Below are 16,924 nucleotides of genomic sequence, written 5' to 3'. Positions count from 1 at the left end.
CGGCCTCTCTCGCGGATTCGTCTCGGCGCCGCTAGAACGGCAACTCGACCTCGGCGGTGCAGTCCACCAGCACACCGAAGTCCTGATTGGTCAGGCGCAGCTTGATCTGCACGATCGGCACGCCCCATGCCGACTCCGCGTCCTTGCCGATCACCTCGGCGTCGAAGTAGGTCACATCGCCCTCGAAGGCGGGCAGCCGGAAATTCGCCTTGGAGTGGCGGACCATGCCGTCGTAACCGGCCCAGTAGGCGAGGTAGTCGGTGCACCAGGCGCCCATGGTGGCGCCGTAGCCGTAGGCGCGCGCCATCCCGACCTCGCTGGCCTTGTCCGCGTCGATGTGCCCGCGCGACGGGCCGACGTAGAGTCCGTCCCGCTTGCGCGGGTCGATCTTGGCGCCCTCCTCGTCGAAGGCGAAACCCTCCACCCAGCCCGGGTCCTGATACACCCACGGGTCGGCGATGCCCGGCGGGGCGACCCAGCCGAAGGTGCCCCAGATGTTGAACAGGAACGCCCGGTACTCGGTGGTGAAGCTGGCGACCGTGTGCGGTCCGATCACGCGGCGCGGCAGGGTGTCGCCGACCTTCACCTCGTCGAAGTGGGGCGAGATTCCGTGGCGGTTGGACAGCAGCCAGTCGTTGCGCAGCGCGTCGACCGCGCCGAGTTCGGCCGGGGTCCAGCTCTTCACCGCGCCGAACTGGTTCTCGTAGAGCCCGCGTTCGGCGGCCTCGGCGGCGAGATAGCGGATCGCGGTGGACCGTTCGCGCGCCACCAGGACGCCGTGCTGGTTGGTGTGGGTGGTGTCGCCGCGCGAGAACATGGTCGGTCCGGCGAATTTCGTGTCGGCGACCTTGTAGTCGTGGAAGCGGCGCTGCTGGAACAGGGTGTCGCCGGGCCGCACCGGGCAGCCGTAGAACCACCATTCCTCGCCGCCGAAGATCAGGTGGCTGCCGGGAATGTGGCCGACGCAGGCGGGCGCCGCGCCGTGCCCGTAGTCCAAGGCGACGGCGATCGACTGGGGAGCGACGAGTCCGCCGAAGCGGGATTCCTTGGCGAACTCGTGATCCCAGTGCACGGGATTGGGGTAGTCCATCGCCATCACCCAGCGGCGAATGTCGGAGGTACTGCACGGGTCCCACAGTTGGCCGCCGCCGATCGGCTGACCGACCCGATGGTCGACATCGGACAGATCGAGTTGGGCGGTCGCGGGTCGGTCCGGCTTCGTGCTCACAGCTGCTCCTGAATTATCGATTGACGTCGACGACGATGCGACCGCGCACCGTGCCCGCGATGAGCCGTTCGGCGGCGGCGATGGTGTCGGCCAGCGTGATCTCCTCGACGATCGCCTCGATGGTGTCGGCGGCGAGGTCGCGGGCGAGCCGGGTCCAGGCGGCGTCGCGTCGCGAGCGCGGCGCCATGACGCTGTCGATGCCGTAGAGGGTCACCCCGCGCAGAATGAACGGCGCGACCGAGGACGGGAAATCCATACCCTGGGCCAACCCGCACGCGGCGACCGCGCCGCCGTAGCGGGTCTGGGCGCAGGCATTGGCCAGGGTGTGACTGCCGACCGAGTCGACGACGCCCGCCCAGCGTTCCTTCTGCAACGGCTTGCCGCCCGCACCCAGTTCGGCGCGGTCGAGCACCGTGGCCGCACCGAGCCGGCGCAGGTAGTCGGCCTCGTCGGTCTTACCGGTCGCGGCGGCCACGGTGAAGCCGGCCGCGGTGAGTAGGGCGATCGCGATGCCGCCGACTCCGCCGGTCGCGCCGGTGACCAGGACCTCGCCCTGCTCGGGTCGCACGCCGTGGTCGAGCAGCGCGCTCACGCACAGGCTCGCGGTGTAGCCCGCGGTGCCGATGGCCATCGCCTGACGGGCGGTGAACGCCTCGGGTAGTGGCACGAGCCAGTCGCCGTCGAGCCGGGCGCGCTGGGCGAGGCCACCCCAATGGGTCTCCCCAACACCCCAGCCGTTGAGTACCACGCGGTCGCCCTTGGCCCAGTCCGGGTGCGCGCTGTCGGTGACGATGCCGGCGAGGTCGATGCCGGGCACCATCGGAAAGCTGCGCACCACGGGGGAGGTGCCGGTGATCGCCAGGGCGTCCTTGTAATTCAGCGTCGAGTACTCGACGTCGATGTCGACGGTGCCGTCCGGGAGTGCGGACTCGGCCACGCTGGTCAGCGCGACTCTTCGTCCCGCATCGTCTTTTTCGATCAGTACCGCGGAGAACTTCGCCGTCGTCGTGTCGTCCATGGCGAGCACATTACGTCAATCCTATTAAGGATAGCAATGCTTGACTGTTCAATGGATCAGCGGGTGGTCCAGCCGCCGTCGACCACGATCGTCTGGCCGGTGACGTAGCTGCCCGCGTCGCCCGCCAGCCAGAGCACGGCCCCGACGATGTCCTGCGCGGTGCCCTCCTTCGGCAGTGGCGTGTTGCGCCGCAGATACTCCGTGGCACGCTCGCTCTCGTAGAGCGGCCCGGTGATCTCGCTGCGGAAGAAGCCCGGCGCGACCGTGTTCACCCGGATCGAATGCCGCGCCCACTGCACCGCGAGTTCGGCGGTGAGCCCGGACAACCCGGCCTTGCTCGCGGCGTAGGACGCCTGCGGGATGCCGGGGATGCCGACCCGCCCGCTGATCGAGGAGATGTTCACGATCGTGCCGCGACCGAGCGCGCGCATATGCGGAAACACCTGCTGCGACAGCCGCAACGGCGCGACGAGGTTGAGATCCATCGTGCGACGGACGGCGTCGAGGGGTTCGTCCTCGGCGCGTTCGGTGGTGAACATCGTTCCCGCGGCGTTGATCAGGATCTCCGGTGGACCCAGCGCGGCGACGACCGCGGGCACGATCGCCTCGAGCCCCTCGCCGCTGCCGTCGACATCGGACAGATCGCACGCGATGGCGAGGCCGTCGATGCGCGCGGCGAGTTCGGCCAAACGATCCCGGCGTCGGGCCACCACCGCCACCCGGGCGCCGAGGCCGGCCAGGGCCGTCGCCACCGCGGCGCCGAGACCCGACGACGCGCCGGTCACGATCGCCACCCGTCCGTCGAGGGCGAAAAGCCGTGCGGTCGTGTCGCGCTCGGGTGTCATGGTGGTTCCCTCAGGCTTCGGTGGCGTGTGGTCGCCGGGCGGCGAGCGCGGGCAGTTTCGTGCGTTCGACCTTGCCCATCGCGTTGACCGGCAGGGCATCGACCACCGACCAGATCTCGGGCACCTTGTACGGCGAGAGCTCGCGCCGGCACAGCGCGGTGAGTTCGGCGATATCGATCGGGGCGCCGGCGCGCTCGAGCACGGCGGCGACGCGATGGCCGAGCCGGTCGTCGGCGATGCCACAGACCGCGACCTTGGCGACGCCGGGGTGGGCGGCGATGACACGTTCCACCTCGAGCGGATAGACGTTCGCGCCACCACGGATGATGACGAGCTTCTTGCGGTCGAGCACGGTCAGCCAGCCGTCCGCGTCGACGGTCCCGATGTCACCGGTCGGGATCGGGCCGGGGGCCGGCGCTCGAATGCCCTCGGGTTCCCAGTAACCCAGCATCGGTCGCCACCGGTGCGCCCACGGTCCGGTGGTGACGCCGTCGAGGCGCAATTCACCGAGCTCACCCGCGCGCAGCGGATGGCCGTCGTCGTCGTACGCCGCGACCGTGTACTGCGGTAGTACCTGCCCGCAGGTTCCGGGGCGTGGGGCCGCGCGCGGCGGGTCGATGGAGACGACGGTCGGCGCCTCGGTCAGGCCGTAGGTGACGTGGGGCACGAGCCCGTGCGCCGCGTGGAACGCCTGTCGCAGCGATTCCGGGGTGTCGCCGCCGCCGCTCCACACCTCGGTGAGCGAGCTGAGATCGAGGTCGGGGCGGCGGGCGAGGTCGTAGAGCTGCGCGGGCGCGCCGTTCCACACGGTGACCCGTCGCGTTGCGATCCATTCGGCGACACCGTCGACGTCGCGCCGGTTCATCACCACCGCGCATCCACCGGCCTGGGCGGTGAGCAGGGTGGACAGGACCATGAGGTTGAGAATGGTGAGCGGAAAGCTGTCGCCCTTGCGCAGTTCGGGGCCCCAGCCACGTGTGGCAACGAGCGTCGCGCCGGGCAGGAGCAGGTTGCGCTGGCTGTGCACTACGGCTTTGGGTTGTCCCGACGTGCCGCTGGTGAAGGCGATGGCGGCGGGCGCGTCGACGTCGGCCTCGACCCGCGGCGCGACCGACCCGGCGGCGATCAGGTCCGCCCATCGATCGGAATCGACGCACGTGGACGCGGTCAATCGGCAGTGCTCCCCGGCGAGCACGACCATCGGAGCGCAGAGCTCGTCTAGGTAGCGCTGCTCACTCGCCGTGAGCGCCTCGCCGATCCCCGCCCAGATCGCGCCGATCCGTTGCGCACCGTGAAACGCGGCGACGATGTCGAGGTCGTTGGGCAGGCACGCGGCGACCCGGTCGCCGGGCCGCACGCCCAGCGACCACAGTGCCCCCGCCGCCCGGTCGGCCCGTTCGTCGAGTTCGGCATAGGTCCAGACGCCCGACACCGCCTCCACCGCGGCGGTGTCCGGGCGCTCGCGCAGGGCGGTGTCGAATACCCCGGCGACGGTCGCGTGCCGAGGTGGGTGCGAGCCCGATGGGTCGCTGTTGTCGATGTCGTCCACGACTTCTTCCCCTCACTATCCTTGTAATGATTCATACTATAGGCTCGGTCCCGCTGTCCCGGAGCACGCGCGAGCTCCTGGATGTGGCTTCCGCCGATGCCGAATCCGCCCGGCCGCCAACATCTCTCGGCTGCCGGTTCCCTGTGACGGAGGAGAGGTCGAGCCGTGATGGCACCTCGAACAACGACGCGCTCGGGACCACTGTCCGAGCTGCGTGTCCTGGATCTGACCGCGATGGTCATGGGCCCCTACTGCACCCAGATCATGGCCGACATGGGCGCGGACGTGATCAAGATCGAGCCGCCCGCCGGGGACAACACCCGCTACATCTCGGTCGGCCCCGACCCGGCGATGGGAGGGGTGTTCGTCAATGTGAACCGGGGCAAACGCAGCGTGGTCCTGGATCTGCGCTCGGAGCCGGGCAAGCAGGCGCTGCGCGCGCTGATCGCCGACGCCGACGTGTTCGTCCACTCGATGCGCGCTACCGCGATCGCCGGACTCGGCTTCGACTACGCCGCGGTGTCGGCGATCAATCCGTCGATCGTCTACACCAACTGCTACGGGTACGGCAGGCGTGGGCCCTACGCGAACTTCACTGCCTACGACGACACCATCCAGGCCGAGAGCGGCCTGCTTTCCGCGCAGGAGCAGCTGACCGGAACGGCGGGCTACGTCGGCACCATCCTGGCCGACAAGGTGGCCGGGCTGACAGCGCTCTACGCCACCACCATGGCGCTGTTCCATCGGGAGCGGACGGGGGAGGGCCAGGAGGTCGAGGTCGCCATGTTCGAGACCATGGCCGCGTTCATGCTGGTCGAACACGCCAACGGCGCGCTGTTCAGCCCACCGCTCGGCCCCGCCGTGTACCCCCGCGCCGTCACGCCCAACCGCAAGCCCTACCGGACCAGCGACGGCGGCTATGTCAGCGCGCTGGTCTACAACGACAAACAGTGGTCGGCGTTCGTCGACGCGGTCCAACCACCGTGGGCCGGAACGGAATTCGCCACCCTCGCCCAGCGCGCGGCCCGGATCGATACCGTCTACGGCCTGCTGAGCGAGACGTTCGCCGAGCGCACGACCCAGCAATGGCTCGATTTGCTGCGCGCGCTCGATATCCCGGCCGCCCCGGTGCGCACCCTCGACGAACTCTTCGACGATCCGCACCTGAACACGGCGGGTTTCTTCGAGACGGTCCAGACCGAGCACGGTGCGGTCCGCTTTCCCGGCCCGCCGACCTGGTTCTCCCGCACCCCCGGTCGGGTCGCCGGTGGCGCGCCCGGACTCGGCGCCCACACCACGGAAGTACTCGACGAGATAACGACCCATCACACCACCGCAGCATCGGAGCAGCAATGACCAGTCTCGGAGAAGCGTTTCGCGCGCGTTCCTGGCTCTTCGCGCCAGGCGACAGCAGGCGCAAGATGGAGAAGGCGGCGGCCAGCGCGGCCGACGTCGTCATCTTCGATCTGGAGGACGCCGTCCTCGACGCGGCGAAAGCGCAGTCCCGCGCGATGATCGCCGATCTGCTCGCCACGCGGCCCGCGGACGCGAGCCGGCTGTGGGTACGGGTCAATCCGCTCGACGGGCCCCACACCCTGGCCGATCTGGCGGCCGTCGTCGCGGCTCGGCCCGGCGGCATCATGCTGCCCAAGTCGCGCGGTCGCGCCGATGTCGAACGTCTCGACCACTATCTGAGCGCGCTGGAGGTGGCCGCCGGGATCGAACAGGGCTCCACCAAGGTCATCGTGTTGGTGACCGAGACCGCCGAAGCCATGTTCACCACCGGCTCCTACCGCGGCGCGCCCCGGGTGGTCGCGATGACCTGGGGCGCCGAGGACCTCGCCGATTCGGTGGGCGCCGTCGAGAACCGAAATCCGGACGGGAGTTACGGATTCACCTACGAGCTGGCACGGAGTCTGTGTCTGCTCGGTGCCACCGCCGCCGGGGTGGCGGCGGTGGAGACCATCCAGGGCGACTTCCGCGACCTGGCCGGGCTGCGCGCGAGAGCCGAGCGGGTGCGTCGCGACGGCTACAGCGGCATGCTCGCCATCCATCCCGACCAGGTCGAGGTGATCAACGCGGCGTTCACCCCCACGCTCGCGGAATTGGCCGCGGCCCAGGAGATCGTCGACCTGTTCGCCGCCCATCCCGGTGTCGGCGCGCTCGGTCATCGCGGCGCCATGCTCGATCGTCCGCACCTGGCCCGCGCGCAGGCGCTGCTGGCATCGGGCGGACGGGCGTGAGCGTCTCGGTCGCGGCGACAGAGCTGGATCTGGGCCGCTACCTGCGCCACGGCGACCGCATCGTCATCGGTCAGGCGTGCGGCGAGCCGACCACCCTCGTCGAGGCGTTGATCGCGGATGGTCGCGAGATCGGCGGGCTCTCCGCGTTCATCGCCACCAGCTTCTCCGGACTGTTCACCCCCGAGACGGCCGACAGTTTCGCGCTGTCGAGCATGGGCGCGATCGGCACGTTGCGGTCGATGACCAAGGCGCACAAGCTGACCGTGATCCCGTGCCACGTGAGCCGGGTCGCGCCGATGATCGCGGCGGGCACGCTCGGCTGCGACGTCGCCTTCGTCCAGGTGAGCCCCGCCGACGCGCACGGCAACCACAGCCTCGGGCTGATCAGCGACTACGTCCGGGCCGCTGTCACGAAGGCGCGGGTCGTGATCGCCGAGGTGAACGAGCGCGTGCCCTACACCCACGGCGCGCTGCTCGCGAGCGCCGACATCGACTGTGCTGTCACGGTTTCGCGGCCACCGGTCGCCGTCGCGCCGACCGCCGCCGACCCGACCGACGACGCCATCGCCCGACATGCCGCGCAGTACATCGGCGACGGCGCCGTGCTGCAGGTCGGCGTCGGCGCGGTGCCGGACGCGGTTCTTCGGCTGCTGGGCGATCGCACCGATCTCGGTGTGCACTCCGGGATGATCGGCGACGGTGTCGTCGATCTCATCGAGTCCGGCGCGATCACCAACGCGCGCAAAGGGATCGATCGAGGGGTGTCGATCACCGGGGCGCTGATCGGCACCGAACGGCTCTACTCCTTCGCCCATCGCAACCCGCTGATCGGCATGCGCGCCACCTCCTACACCCACGACGCGGGCGTGCTGTCGACCCTGGACAATCTGGTGTCGCTCAATTCCGCTCTCGAGGTCGATCTGACCGGCCAGGTGAACGCCGAACAGAGCGGTTCGGCCTATCTGGGCGGGACCGGCGGTCAAGTCGACTTCGTTCGCGGCGGCCTGCGCTCACCGGGCGGGCACGCCGTGATCGCGTTGCCCGCCACCGCGAAAGGCGGCACCCTCAGCCGGATCACCGCGAGCCTGTCCGGTCCGGTGACGACCGCGCGCAGCGACGTGGATGTGATCGTCACCGAGTTCGGCGCCGCCGAACTCGCGGGCGCATCGGTCGCCGAGCGCACGCGCCGACTGATCGCCATCGCCCATCCCGACTTCCGGGCCGAGCTCGACCGAGCCGCCCACCTGATCCAGCAGCGAGGTTTCTGATGAACGACGCCGTGCTCTTCGACGCCAGGGCCGACGGCATCGCCGTGATCACCCTGAACCGGCCGGAAACCCGCAACTGTCTGGCCGCCGATGTGCGCGCGGGTCTGTACGCCGCGTGGGACCGGTTCGAACACGATCCCGCGCTGCGGGTGGCCGTGCTCACGGGTGCGGGTGACAAGGCGTTCTGCGCGGGCGGCGATCTCAAGGAGATGGTGGACACCGGGATGCGGGTGCCCCCGCCGGAGATGTTCCCGCTGCCCTACGACACCATCGAGCTGTCCAAGCCCACGATCGCCGCGGTCAACGGCGCCGCGTTCGCCGGCGGGTGGATGATCGCGCAGGCCTGCGACCTGTGTGTGGCGAGCACGGCGGCGACGTTCGCGATCACCGAGGTGAAGGTGGGGCGCAGCTCGCCGTGGGCCGCGCCGCTGATTCATATGATCCCCCAGCGGATCATGATGGAGCTGCTGCTCACCGGCGCGCCGATCACCGCGCGCCGGGCCTACGAGGTGGGCCTGGTCAATCGCCTCGCCGAGCCGGGCGCGGTCCTGGCGGCGGCGCTGGAGCTGGCTGCCGAGATCCTGCGCGGCGCACCGCTGTCGGTGCGGGCGGCGCGGGATACGGTGATGCTCGCCACCGAGATGGGCCGTTCCGACGCGCTGGGGGCCGCCAGAGCTGCCGCCGTCGAGTGCTACGACAGTGCCGACGCGCAGGAAGGGCCGCGCGCGTTCGCGGAGAAGCGAACCCCGATCTGGCTGGGCCGCTGAGACATTCGGCTGCCGCCACAGCCAGTTCGGTGGGTGCACCGGGAACGTCGGCTCGTGCCCGTGGGCCGAATCCGGGCGAGGGGAATGTGCTTGCCTCGGCCCGGTTCGGATGCCCTCGGTGGTCGTCGCATCGACCGTCGCGAGCGTCAATGCGTGCCGACCGTGGTCACTTCGGCGGGAAGCGGAGCGCGCCGTCGAGGCGGATCACTTCGCCGTTGAGGTAGTCGTTCTCGATGATGGACTGCGCCAGCTGCGCGTACTCCGGCGACTGCCCCATCCGCTTCGGGTGGGGGACCTGTGTGCTCCAGTGGGCCTCCAAGCGGTCGGCGGCCTTGCCGTAGGCGGGGGTGTTGAACGTACCGGGTGCGATCGTGACGACACGGATGCCGAGCGGGGACAGGTCGCGGGCCGCGACCAGGGTCATGCCGACCACGCCGCCTTTGGCCGCGGCGTAGGGGAGCTGGCCGATCTGCCCCTCGTAGGCCGCGATCGAGGCGGTGTTGACGATGACGCCGCGGCTGCCTTCGTCGAGCGGTTCCTGCTTGGCGATGGCGGCGGCCGAGAGCCGCAGCACATTGAACACGGCGGTCAGGTAGAACTCGATCGTGGTGCGGAAGCCGTCGAGCGCGAGCGGGCTGCCGTCTTTGCCGACCAGTCGTCCGCCGCTGGCGGGGCCGCCGTGCGTATCGACCGAAATCCGCAGCGGGCCCAGGGTTTGCGCTTCGTCGATGGCGGCCTGAACGGACTCCTCGCTGGTGGCGTCGGTGTGCACGTAGCGGATGCCGAGTTCGGCCGCGAGTTCCTTGCCCTTGTCGTCGGCGACATCGGCGACGACCACCTTCGCCCCCGCGGCGTGCAAGCGACGGACGGTGGCCTCCCCGAGCCCGCCGGTACCGCCGACCACGATGGCGGAACTACCACTTATATCCATGTTGTTTTCCTCTCTTGAAATCAACACTCTCTTGCTGTGAGAATAATGTTCTCATGAACATTGGCATGATCCTAGACATGGCCGCCTCGGCCGGGAGCCGATCGGTGATCACGGTCGGCGACCGCTCGCTGACCGCGGCAGACCTGCTCGACCGCGCCCGACGTGCGACCCCGCGCTTCCAGGAGCACTCCGCGGTGCTGTATCTGGGCGCCAACCACCTGGCCTATCCGATCGCCCTGTTCGGCGCCGTGCTGGCCGGTGTGCCGTTCGTGCCGCTGAACTACCGGCTCGGCGACGCCCAGCTGAGCGCGCTGCTCGAACGCCACCCCGGCGCGCTGGTCCTGCGACCGGAGGACCTCGACGCCCTGGTGGTGGTCGACCCCGCGCAGCCCGACGCGCCCGAGGTGGCGACGCCGTGGGACGCCGACTCGGTGGCGGTGATCCTCTACACCAGCGGCACCACCTCCGCGCCCAAGGCCGCGCTGCTGCGCCACCGGCACCTGATGGCCTACCTGCTCAACACCGTGGAGTTCGGTGCCGCCGCGACCACCGACGCGACCTTGGTGTCGGTGCCGCCGTATCACATCGCGGGGCTGACGAACCTGCTCTCCAATCTCTACGCCGGCCGCCGGGTGGTCTATCTGCCCGCGTTCGACCCCGCCGAGTGGCTGGCGACGGTACGCCGGGAACAGATCACCCAGGCGATGCTGGTGCCGACCATGCTGGCGCGCATCGTCGCCGCGGTCGACGGACCCGACGCGAGCACCCCGACCTTGGCGACGCTGGCCTACGGCGGCTCGCGCATGCCGCGTCCGGTGCTCGATCGCGCACTGCGGGTGTTCCCCGAGACCGGTTTCGTCAACGCCTACGGGCTCACCGAGACCGCGTCCTCGGTCGCGGTCCTCGGACCGGAGGACCACCGGGCCGCCGCCGCCTCCGCCGACGAGCTCGTGCGCGATCGTCTCGGCTCGGTGGGCCGTCCGCTGCCCGGCATCGAGTTCGAGATCCGCAGCGCCGCGGGCGAACCCGTCGCGGTCGGCGAGACCGGATCGGTCTTCGTCCGTGGTGATCAGATCTCGGGCGAATACGGCGGCCGCAGCGCCCTCGACGCCGAGGGCTGGTTCCCCACCGGTGATCTCGGCAGGCTCGACTCCGCCGGCTACCTGTTCATCGACGGTCGCGCCGACGACACCATCATCCGGGGCGGGGAGAACATCGCACCGGCCGAGATCGAGGACGTGCTGCTCGAATGCCCCGGCATCACCGAGGCCGCGGTGATCGGCGTTCCCGACGCGGAATGGGGTCAGCGCCTGGTCGCGGTGGTCGTCGGGGTCGGTGACGAAGCGCAGGTCAAGCAGTGGGTCAAGGACCGGCTGCGCTCGTCGAAGACTCCCGACGCCGTCGTGTTCCGTACCGAGCTGCCCAAGACCGACACCGGAAAACTATTGCGACGCACCCTTGTCGCCGAAATGGAGGGCACCCATGCCTGAAGCAGTCATCGTCTCCGCGCTGCGCACGCCCATCGGGACCGCGCGCAAGGGGACGCTGCGCGACACCGACGGCTTCACGCTGGCCGATCATGTGGTCGCCGCGGTGGCGGCCGACCTCGATCCGAATCAGATCGACGATGTCATCCTGGGCGAGGGGCGTTACGGCGGCGGCGTGCTGGCCCGGCACGCCGCGGTCACCTCGGGGCTCACCACGGTGCCCGGCCTCGCCACCAACCGGCACTGCGCGGCGGGGATGGCGGCGGTGCAGTCCGCCGCGGCGAGCATCCGCGCGGGTATGGACCGGCTCATCATCGCCGGCGGCGTGAACGCCGATTCCACCGCGCCGCGCCTGCGTTTCCGGGTCGGCGAGGACGAATGGCTCGACCCGTGGACCTCGCCGACGCATCCCGATCGTCCGGATGCGCCGAATCTGGACATGTCCATCACCGTCGGCTGGAACGCGGCGGTCAAAGCCGGTATCTCGCGTGCGGAGATGGACGCCTGGGCGCTGCGTTCGCACCGCAACGCCATCGCCGCCATCGACGAAGGGCGCTTCGCCGACGAGATCGTGCCGATCAAGACCCCGCACGGCCTGTTCGAGGTCGACGAGCACCCGCGCCGCGACACCACCATCGAGAAGCTGGCCGGGTTGAAGGTGCTGCACCCCGAGATCGAGGGTTTCAGCATCACGGCGGGCAACGCCGCGGGCGCCAACGACGGGGCCGCGGCCCTGGCCATCGCCAGTGATCGGCTCGGGCTGCCCGCGCTCGGTGTCATCCGGTCGTGGGCGTCGGTCGCGGTCGACCCCGCCGTCACCGGCCTCGCGCCCATCGAGGCGATCGCGAAAGCGGTGTCGCGGGCGGGGATCTCGCTGTCGCAGGTGAGTCTGATCGAGATCAACGAAGCGTTCGCGGTGGTGCCGCTGGCCGCGATCAAGGCGCTCGACATCGACCCGGAACTGGTCAACGTCAGTGGCAGCGGGTGCTCGCTGGGGCATCCGGTCGCGGCGACCGGGGCCAGGATGATCGCCACCCTGGTGCACGAATTGCGGCGCCGTGGTGGCGGTTTCGGCATCGCGGCGCTGTGCGCCGGTGGTGGCATGGGCTCGGCGACGGTCATCGAGGTAGCCGCGCCCTGAGGTGATACCGGGTGGCCTCCGCGGCCACCCGGTCGTTCAGGATTCGGCGAACCCGAACGCGCAGAAGTCCCAGACCTCGCCCGCGGTGATGGGGTGTGCGCTGTCCTCGTCGGCGCCGCCCGCCGACTGGGCGGTGAACATGACCGTCTGCATCACGACGGCGGCCATGCGGTGCGGGTTGAGGTCGGCGCGCAGCGCACCCGCCTTCTTGGCCTGTTCCATCAGGTCGGTGAACAGCGACAGCAGGGGCGCGTGCGCGACCTTGACCTGAGCGGGGTGCGAGACCAGTAGCTGCGGCGCGAAATCGGTGAACAGGGGCCGTTGGGCGACCGGGTCGGGCCTGCATAATTCGAACAGCAGCTCCACGGTCACCCGCAGCCGATCCAGCGGCTCGGTCTTGCCCTCGGCGGCCGCCGCCAGCTGATCCGCGGTCCGGCTCAGCGCGTCCTCGAACAGGGCGAGCAACAGCTCGTGCTTACCGTCGAACTGCAGGTAGAAGCTGCGCAGCGACTGGCGGGAGCGGTCGACGACTTCCTGCACGGTGAAGTCGGTGGTGCCCTTCTCGGTGATGATCGCCTGCGCCGCGTCGAGGAATTTTTGCACCCGCTGTTCGGCGCGCAGTTTCGCCCCGCGGATGGACCGCTCGACGGCCCGCTGTTTCCACGCGGGCTCTTCGCTGACGCTGGTCACGGTTGCCTCCATCCTCGGTCAGGTGTGCAGAACATGCATGCACTGTACCGGAGAACGTCATATCCAAGGGCTACCAGCCCCGCGTGTCCGCGATCTTGGAGACTATTACTTTCTTCTGACGAGAATGCTATTCTCCGTATCGATACTGACGGTTGCTGGCAAGGAGGCCCTCCGGATGCTCGTGGAGTTCGACTCCGATCAACGGCTGTGGCAGGAAACTGTGCGCGCCGTCCTCACCAAGGAATGTCCGCCCACGCTGATTCGCGCGGTCGCCGACCAGGACGCCGATCCGGACCCGCTGTGGCAGACCTACGTCGAGCTGGGCTGGACCGAATTGGTCGACGCAGGCGATGCGGTGGAACTGGCCATCGTGCTCGAGGAGCTGGGCCGGGCGACCGATCCCACGCCGTACCTGGCGACGATGAGCCAGTTCGCCCCGCTCGCACCGGAGTTCGTGCAGGGTGGGCGCTCGGGAACGGCCGTGTTCACCGGCGTCACGGTGCGGCGCGACGGTGCGGACTGGGTGCTCGACGGCACCGCGCACCATGTCCTCGACGGTGACCGCGCGCAGCACTACGCGGTCGTCACCGATGCCGGGGTGTTCGTCGTCGAGGCGGCCGAGGTGATCGCCCGGCGCACAGCGGTTTTCGACCCGGTCCTGCACCTCGCCGAGGTGAGCTTCGTCGGGGTGCGCGTGCGCGACGACCGGCGCGTCGCCTCGGTGCCCGAACGCGCGCGCCACCTCGCGCTGACCGGGCTGGCGTTGACCACAGTCGGTGCGTGTCAGCGGATTCTGGACCTGGTGCTCGAGCACGTGCGCACACGTCAGCAGTTCGGCGTCGCGCTCGGTTCCTTCCAGGCGGTCAAACACAAGGCCGCCGACATGCAGATCGCGATCGAACGGGCCAGGGCGCTGGCCTATTTCGCGGCGCTGACGATCGCCACCGATGATCCACGCCGCCGGATCGCCGCCTCGATGGCGAAGGCCGCGTCCGGCGAGTGCCAGTCCCTGGTATTCCGCCACGGCGTGCAGTTGTTCGGCGGAATGGGTTTCACCTGGGAAAACGACCTGCAATTCGCGCTGAAGCGGGCCAAGGCCGGCGAGCTGCTGCTCGGCGGCGCGCACACGCATCGGGCGCTGATCGCCGAGGAGTACCGTGCAACTGACTTTTGACGCCGACGTCGAGGCCTTCCGGGCCGAATTCGTGGCGTTCCTGGACGAGAACCTGCCCGACGCGGCGGTCGCCGGCGCGGACCGGGCGGCGTCGAGCGCCGACATTCCCGGCTGGGCCCGCGAATGGCAACGCCTCCAGTTCGACAGCGGCTGGCTGCTTCCCGGCAACGCCCCGGAATACGGCGGCCGCAACGCGACGCTCGTGCAGCAGTACGTGCACCTCGAGGAGCTGTCCAAGCGGCACATGTATCACAGCTTCAACCCCCAGGGGCTCGGCATCATCGCCGCCTCGCTGCTGTCCTTCGGTACCGAGGAGCAGAAGCAGAACTGGGCGGTGCGGATCCTGCGCGCCGAGATCACCGCGGCGCTGGGAATGAGCGAACCGGGCGCCGGGTCCGATCTGGCCGGCCTGCGGACCCGCGCGGTGCTCGACGGTGACCACTTCGTCGTCAACGGCCAGAAGGTCTGGACCTCCGGGGCCCACGACGCCGACGTGCTGCTGACCTTCGTCCGCACCGACCCCGACGTCCCCAAGCACAAGGGGATCAGCGTGCTGCTGATCCCGACCGACACCCCGGGCGTGACCCGACGCCCGTTCGCGTCGATCTGCGGCCCGCACGATCTGGACTTCAACGAGGTGTTCTTCGAGGACGTCGTGGTGCCTGCGCAGAATCTGGTCGGCCCGCTGCACGGCGGGTGGGGCGTGGCCAACGGCTCCCTCGGGCACGAGCGCACGCTGCTGTGGCTGAGTTTCGCCGACCGCCTGCGGGAACTGATCGAGGACTTCCGGCCCGAGACCGTGCTCGAGCGTGATGCCTACGCGACCATGGTCATGGACAACCAGGCCCTGCGCCTGCTCGGCTCGGCGGCGCTGGCCCGCGCGGCCCGCGGCGATCAGGATGTGGCCGCGCTGTCGGTGCTCAAGGTCTTCGGTTCGGAGGCGGTGCAGAGCGCCGCGGAGCAGACGCTGCTCGCGGCAGGCGCGGACGGGCTGGTGCACCCGGCCGTCACCGCGCCGTTCAATCCGCTGAATCTGGACAACTTCTCGTGCAGTTGGTTCGAGCGCTACGCGCGCAGCTTCGCGGGGACCATCGCGGGCGGCACGTCCGAAATCCAACGCAACATCATCGCCGAGCGTGTGCTCGGTCTCCCTCGGAGCTGAGGAGCTCGCTGTGTACATCCGCTATGAGGTCGCCGACAAGATCGCGACCATCACCCTGGATCGGCCCGAGGCGGCCAACGCCCAGAACTCGGACCTGCTCGACGAACTCGACGCGGCGTGGACCCGCGCCGCCCAGGACCCCGAGGTCGCGGTGATCGTGTTGCGCGGCGAGGGCAAGCACTTCTCGGCCGGTCACGACCTGAAGGATCGCTGGCCTTCGCCGCAGGACATCACGCTGGAGTGGATCTACCAGAACGAGAGCCGCCGCTACCTCGAGTACTCGCTGCGCTGGCGCAATGTGCCCAAGCCGTCCATCGCCGCGGTTCAGGGGCGGTGCATCGCCGGGGGACTGCTGCTGTGCTGGCCGTGCGATCTGATCGTGGCCGCCGATGACGCGCTGTTCTCCGATCCGGTGGTGCTGATGGGTATCGGCGGCGTCGAATACCACGGGCACACCTGGGAACTCGGCGCGCGCAAGGCCAAGGAGATCCTGTTCACCGGTCGCGCGGTGACCGCGACCGAGGCCGAGCAGGTCGGCATGGTGAACAAGGTGGTGCCGCGCGCGGAGCTCGACGAGCAGACCCGTGCGCTGGCCACCCGGATCGCCGGGATGCCGTCGTTCGGTTTGCGGCAGGCCAAACGCGCGGTCAATCAGACACTCGACGTCCAGGGCTTCTACGCCGCCATTCAGTCCGTCTTCGACGTGCACTCGACCGGTCACGGGAACGCGTTGAGCGTGAACGGCTTTCCGATCCTGATGGCGCTGGACGAGATGAAACAGAAGATCGAGTGATTCGTCGCTCATGAAGAGAGGTACCACCAATGCGAAATACACTGCGCCGCAAGGCAATGGCCTGTTGTGGTCTCGTGGCGATCGCCCTCGTCACGGTCACCGGCTGCGGCTCCGACGACGAGGCTTCGAGTAGTTCGTCGACCACGTCGGCGGCCACCTCCTCGGCCAAGGCCGCGGCGGCGGACCCGGCGGCGGTCAAGTCCATCACCGATGCCTATGTGCTGTTCTTCGACGGCAAGGCGGGGGCCGACAAGAAGGTCGCGGTGGTCGAGAAGGGCGCCGAGTTCACCCCGTTGCTGCAGGCGCAAGCGGCCAACCCGCAGGCTCAGAGCACCTCGGTCACCGTGGGTGGGGTGAAGCTGATCGACGCGGACAACGCCGACGTCACCTATTCGCTGCTCATGAACGGCACGCCGGTACTGCCCGACCAGACCGGTCAGGCAGTGCGTCAGGGCGGCCAGTGGAAGGTGGCCGCGGCCACCTACTGCGCGCTGATGGCGATTCAGGGCGGCACCTCGCCCGCCTGTTGAGGTAGTCGAAACAGTGTGGGGGGGCGCGCGGGGGGGGCGGGGGGCCCCCCGGGTTTATAGTGTGGGTGGGTTTAAAAACAAAAAGACCCCCCCACAGA

At 69.4% G+C, this 16,924-nt stretch carries 16 protein-coding genes; 10 read left to right on the top strand and 6 right to left on the bottom strand.

The window, feature by feature from the left end:
• Positions 1-31 precede the first annotated feature (31 nt).
• Genes ACWGCN_RS28210 through ACWGCN_RS28195 form a run of 4 tightly spaced genes read right to left on the bottom strand, consistent with a single transcriptional unit; the run spans position 32 to position 4,640 of the window.
• Positions 32-1,228, bottom strand: a complete 1,197-nt coding sequence (locus ACWGCN_RS28210; RefSeq protein WP_067444876.1) for a MaoC family dehydratase — start codon at positions 1,226-1,228, stop codon at positions 32-34.
• Positions 1,229-1,241: 13 nt separating this feature from the next.
• On the bottom strand, positions 1,242-2,246 hold the full coding sequence (acuI, locus tag ACWGCN_RS28205) for an acrylyl-CoA reductase (NADPH) (protein ID WP_452460034.1): 1,005 nt from the start codon (positions 2,244-2,246) through the stop codon (positions 1,242-1,244).
• Between the two features lie 56 nt (positions 2,247-2,302).
• Positions 2,303-3,091 carry an SDR family NAD(P)-dependent oxidoreductase gene (locus ACWGCN_RS28200; RefSeq protein ID WP_452460035.1) on the bottom strand — a complete coding sequence of 263 codons (789 nt, stop codon included), beginning with the start codon at positions 3,089-3,091 and terminating at the stop codon, positions 2,303-2,305.
• A gap of 10 nt (positions 3,092-3,101) precedes the next feature.
• On the bottom strand, positions 3,102-4,640 hold the full coding sequence (locus ACWGCN_RS28195) for an AMP-binding protein (protein WP_452460036.1): 1,539 nt from the start codon (positions 4,638-4,640) through the stop codon (positions 3,102-3,104).
• Positions 4,641-4,808: 168 nt separating this feature from the next.
• On the opposite strand from ACWGCN_RS28195, the gene ACWGCN_RS28190 reads away from it, so the two are divergent.
• The 4 genes from ACWGCN_RS28190 to ACWGCN_RS28175 are packed head-to-tail and all read left to right on the top strand — an operon-like array spanning position 4,809 to position 8,918.
• On the top strand, positions 4,809-5,996 hold the full coding sequence (locus ACWGCN_RS28190; RefSeq protein WP_452460037.1) for a CaiB/BaiF CoA transferase family protein: 1,188 nt from the start codon (positions 4,809-4,811) through the stop codon (positions 5,994-5,996).
• The gene (locus ACWGCN_RS28185) at positions 5,993-6,883 is read left to right on the top strand and encodes an HpcH/HpaI aldolase/citrate lyase family protein (protein ID WP_452460038.1); all 891 of its coding nucleotides are present in this window, start codon (positions 5,993-5,995) and stop codon (positions 6,881-6,883) included. Before ACWGCN_RS28190 ends, ACWGCN_RS28185 begins: the two co-directional genes overlap by 4 nt.
• Positions 6,880-8,151: an acetyl-CoA hydrolase/transferase family protein gene (locus tag ACWGCN_RS28180; protein ID WP_084472256.1), complete on the top strand. Its 1,272-nt coding sequence runs from the start codon at positions 6,880-6,882 to the stop codon at positions 8,149-8,151. The genes ACWGCN_RS28185 and ACWGCN_RS28180 overlap by 4 nt, the downstream gene beginning before the upstream one ends.
• Positions 8,151-8,918 (top strand): enoyl-CoA hydratase-related protein, encoded by a 768-nt coding sequence (locus ACWGCN_RS28175; protein WP_067444890.1) that lies wholly within the window; start codon positions 8,151-8,153, stop codon positions 8,916-8,918. Before ACWGCN_RS28180 ends, ACWGCN_RS28175 begins: the two co-directional genes overlap by 1 nt.
• Before the next feature lie 166 nt (positions 8,919-9,084).
• Here ACWGCN_RS28175 and ACWGCN_RS28170 read toward each other — a convergent pair whose 3' ends face one another.
• Positions 9,085-9,849 carry an SDR family NAD(P)-dependent oxidoreductase gene (locus tag ACWGCN_RS28170; protein ID WP_378990217.1) on the bottom strand — a complete coding sequence of 255 codons (765 nt, stop codon included), beginning with the start codon at positions 9,847-9,849 and terminating at the stop codon, positions 9,085-9,087.
• A 53-nt stretch (positions 9,850-9,902) separates the two neighbouring features.
• Between ACWGCN_RS28170 and ACWGCN_RS28165 the strand changes: the two genes are divergently transcribed.
• A complete protein-coding gene (locus ACWGCN_RS28165; protein WP_452460039.1) occupies positions 9,903-11,339 on the top strand; it encodes a class I adenylate-forming enzyme family protein in 1,437 nt (478 codons plus the stop codon).
• Positions 11,332-12,477 carry a thiolase family protein gene (locus ACWGCN_RS28160; protein WP_452448842.1) on the top strand — a complete coding sequence of 382 codons (1,146 nt, stop codon included), beginning with the start codon at positions 11,332-11,334 and terminating at the stop codon, positions 12,475-12,477. The genes ACWGCN_RS28165 and ACWGCN_RS28160 overlap by 8 nt, the downstream gene beginning before the upstream one ends.
• Before the next feature lie 36 nt (positions 12,478-12,513).
• On the opposite strand, the gene ACWGCN_RS28155 is transcribed toward ACWGCN_RS28160, so the two are convergent.
• Positions 12,514-13,167: a TetR/AcrR family transcriptional regulator gene (locus ACWGCN_RS28155; RefSeq protein WP_174551036.1), complete on the bottom strand. Its 654-nt coding sequence runs from the start codon at positions 13,165-13,167 to the stop codon at positions 12,514-12,516.
• A 175-nt stretch (positions 13,168-13,342) separates the two neighbouring features.
• On the opposite strand from ACWGCN_RS28155, the gene ACWGCN_RS28150 reads away from it, so the two are divergent.
• From ACWGCN_RS28150 to ACWGCN_RS28135, 4 genes are read left to right on the top strand one after another with little or no spacing between them, the layout of a single operon-like run.
• The gene (locus ACWGCN_RS28150) at positions 13,343-14,341 is read left to right on the top strand and encodes an acyl-CoA dehydrogenase family protein (RefSeq protein ID WP_452460040.1); all 999 of its coding nucleotides are present in this window, start codon (positions 13,343-13,345) and stop codon (positions 14,339-14,341) included.
• Entirely contained in the window at positions 14,325-15,503 is a 1,179-nt protein-coding gene (locus ACWGCN_RS28145) for an acyl-CoA dehydrogenase family protein (protein ID WP_067444907.1), read from the top strand. Before ACWGCN_RS28150 ends, ACWGCN_RS28145 begins: the two co-directional genes overlap by 17 nt.
• Positions 15,504-15,513: 10 nt before the next feature.
• Complete coding sequence (locus ACWGCN_RS28140) at positions 15,514-16,296, top strand: enoyl-CoA hydratase (RefSeq protein WP_452460041.1); 783 nt, start codon at positions 15,514-15,516, stop codon at positions 16,294-16,296.
• Between the two features lie 29 nt (positions 16,297-16,325).
• The gene (locus ACWGCN_RS28135) at positions 16,326-16,826 is read left to right on the top strand and encodes a hypothetical protein (RefSeq protein WP_067444912.1); all 501 of its coding nucleotides are present in this window, start codon (positions 16,326-16,328) and stop codon (positions 16,824-16,826) included.
• Positions 16,827-16,924: the final 98 nt, after the last annotated feature.

It is taken from the genome of Nocardia sp. NPDC055050, assembly GCF_053608345.1.
Note: the sequence above shows the minus strand (reverse complement) of the source record. Positions and strands in the feature narration are given on the sequence as shown.